Origin of the sequence: Streptomyces sp. DH12 (assembly GCF_020873895.1) — a bacterium.
Classification (GTDB): domain Bacteria; phylum Actinomycetota; class Actinomycetes; order Streptomycetales; family Streptomycetaceae; genus Streptomyces.
In genome coordinates, this window is sequence record NZ_JAHWGT010001050.1 from 1 (window position 1) to 455 (window position 455).

1 protein-coding gene and 1 pseudogene are annotated in these 455 nt (G+C 74.7%); one reads left to right on the forward strand and one right to left on the reverse strand.

Features of this window, described 5'->3' with window-relative positions; all coding sequences use genetic code 11:
- The coding region (locus LPA54_RS38445) for a nucleotidyltransferase domain-containing protein (protein ID WP_228985018.1) at positions 1-127 on the reverse strand (127 nt) is incomplete at its 3' end.
- A 143-nt stretch (positions 128-270) separates the two neighbouring features.
- On the opposite strand from LPA54_RS38445, the pseudogene LPA54_RS38450 reads away from it, so the two are divergent.
- Positions 271-455: pseudogene (locus LPA54_RS38450) on the forward strand (LytR family transcriptional regulator); the annotation flags it as partial.

The following is a 455-nucleotide window of genomic DNA, read 5'->3' on the forward strand; positions in this document are numbered from 1 at the left end:
GGGGAGTGGGCGCCAGGAACACGCCCCGGCGGTCGGTGTCACTGCCCTCCGTGGCGAGACCGAAGGCACGGGAGCCCATGACACAGGCGTAGATCGTGTGGTCCGTGACCAGGCTCTCGGGGCGCATGCCCGGGAGCGTACGCGGCGGCTCGCGCCCGGCGAACCGCATTTCCGTCCACCGTCCGGCCGTCTCAGCGGGCGGTCGCCCCGCGCCGGTCCGGCCCGTCCGAGGGGGGCCGTGCCGAGGGACCGCGCACCCCCGAGGGCGACGGCGGCGGAAGACCGCGCGGCGGACGGACGCGGCGCGCCCTGCGCTGGTCGGCGACGACCATGGCCGTGCTGATACTCGGCACGGCGGGCGCCGGTTACCTGTACTACGACCACCTCAACGACAACCTGGTGAAGGGCGAGCGCAGCAGCGGCGACTCCAAGGCGGAGCGGTCCACGCCGAACGC